At 41.9% G+C, this 2303-nt stretch carries 2 protein-coding genes; both read left to right on the forward strand.

Translation table 11 applies throughout. The features are described from left to right. Positions 1 to 1499: outer membrane beta-barrel family protein (locus tag NNC77_RS16335; protein WP_254971895.1), on the forward strand; the 1499-nt coding region annotated here is incomplete at its 5' end. A gap of 10 nt (positions 1500 to 1509) precedes the next feature. After that, positions 1510 to 2043, forward strand: coding sequence for a hypothetical protein (locus NNC77_RS16340; RefSeq protein ID WP_118119471.1), 534 nt, complete (start codon positions 1510 to 1512; stop codon positions 2041 to 2043). The last annotated feature ends 260 nt before the right edge of the window (positions 2044 to 2303 follow it).

The raw sequence follows: 2303 nt of genomic DNA on the forward strand, positions 1-2303 counted from the left end.
ATTCATATGGTGAATCTTCACGCATAGCCAACCATCCATTGGATAACGGGCGTATTCACTACAACGATGAAACGTGGCAGAAATCATTTGGTATTGCTCATGACTACCGACTTGGTATGAATTATGCATTTAGCAAGAACCATCGACTTGACATTGCCTATACGGGAAAATGGCAAAAGTCTTGCTCCAACAATCACACTACAGGTTCAAGTGTAAGCGGAATGCATTACGACACTCATGTGTATCTGCACAATGTTGATGTAAACTACTCACTTCCTTTTGGACTTAACATTAGTGGTTCGTACACTAACTATCGTACCCCTCAACAACAAAAACTTGACGGTACGATGTATGCAGATGGAAATACGACAGAAACGGAACGCAACCTTACAAGTGGCAGTGAACAGACTATCAGCAAATGGATGTTCGCAGCCGACCAAAACCATTCTTTTACACATGGTTGGGGATTGTCGTATGGTGTAAAGGGACAATTCACAAGCAACAAGAGTTATCAGAACACCATCGACAAAGAGGGTAACATTCTGCCTAATGCAACAAGCAGTGTGGACATCAACGAACGTATTTGGAATATATACGCAGGTTTCAGCAAACAGATAAACAAGGCAATTAGTCTTGAAGTATCCGCAGCAGCCGAACAATATCATTCACCGATATGGGACAAATGGCGCATATATCCGTCACTCAATGCCCTGTGGAATATCAACGAGAACCATTTACTCAACTTGTCATTCAGTTCCAATTCTGAATTTCCGAGCTATTGGTCAACAATGAGCAGTGTATTTTACTCATCGGCATATACCGAGATACATGGCAATCCTGATTTGAAACCATACTCTTATTACAATGTCAACCTTATGTGGCAGATTAAAAGACGTTATACGCTGATGGCTTTTGCAAGTCTGAAACCTGATTATTCTGTGCAGTTACCGTACCAACCAACAGACCGTATGGCGGTAATATTGAAGGAAACCAACTTCAACTATGAGAATAGCTTTGGATTGCAAGCCTCTGCAATATTCGGTGCTGGCAAATGGCTCAACGGTAATGTGTTTGCTGTAGGAATCTATAAACATGCCAAAAGTGACCATTTCTTCGATTTGCCATTCAACCGCAAGAAGCTGACAGCAGCACTTGGAGGTACTGCATCTATAAAACTTTGCAGCACACAAGACTTGCGCCTTATACTCAACCCTTTCTTTCAGTCAAAAGTAATACAAGGTGTTTATGATGTAAGTCCTATCTTTAGAATGAATGCCAAGTTACAATGGACTTCACATGATGGGAAATGGGGATTGCGCATCAATGGCAGCAACATCTTCAACAACAAGGCAGACACTCGTTCCGTACAAGGTAATCAAGATTACCGTATGAAAATTAACAACAATTGGGCTACTGCCACTTTTGCTGTTATATATAAGTTCGGTGGTTACAAGGAAAAGAAAGTAAAGGCAGTTGATACATCAAGAATGGGACACTAAGCCGCATGATATGAAACAAAAACTAATTGGTAGAATTAGCATGGATAACATTCATGAGCTATGCTTTCTCACCCAAGGCGAAGAGAACAATCACCGAAAGGAAGAACTCTATCGGCTCACTTTCGATGAGGACAACCGAGTAGCATTCAATGCACTGCATGTTCTATCAAATTTCGACTTAGCCAATAATGAGTGGCTTTATTGCAAACATGACGAGCTGATTGACCGAGTGATGAAGGAAGAGCATGTTGGGAAACGCCGTCTAATGCTCAATCTTCTCTTACGCCAACCGTTTGAAGAAGAATTCCTCCGCTCGGATTTCATAGACTTCTGTGTAAGCAAGATTACCGCTTGCGCTCAACCCTATGCTATACGAGCCTATTGCATGAAGCTTGCTTATGGGCAAATGAAGTATTATCCCGAACTTCTCAGCGAGTTAAAGATGGCATTGGACATGTTGGAACAAGAGACCCTATCCCCAGGATTAGCTTCCGCAAAAAGGCAGATATTGATGAAAATAAAAAGGAAGCATTCTTTGTCTTAATGTAGCATTTCCGCAAAGAATAGTCTTGTTTCTGTATGTTTGCCATTCGATATACTGCTTACAGTTGGTACACTCACTTTCTGCGACCATCGGGAGCAAAATTTCTCCGCCCTCATGGTGGAGCGAGGAGTTTTGGGGTTTCCAAAACATAACCTCGCTCCCTCCTCTAAGAACAAAAGACGAGATATTTGCCTTTCGGCTTTCCATGCCCAAGGTTGCAGACCTTAATTCTCTCAATTTACGCCAAACATCAAAGCTGC

The organism is Segatella copri, assembly GCF_024330485.1.
Classification (GTDB): domain Bacteria; phylum Bacteroidota; class Bacteroidia; order Bacteroidales; family Bacteroidaceae; genus Prevotella; species Prevotella copri_L.

Coding starts and splice junctions, on each gene's coding strand:
- NNC77_RS16340 (WP_118119471.1), top strand. CDS start 1,510: ATGAAACAAAAACTAATTGGTAGAATTAGCATGGATAACATTCATGAG.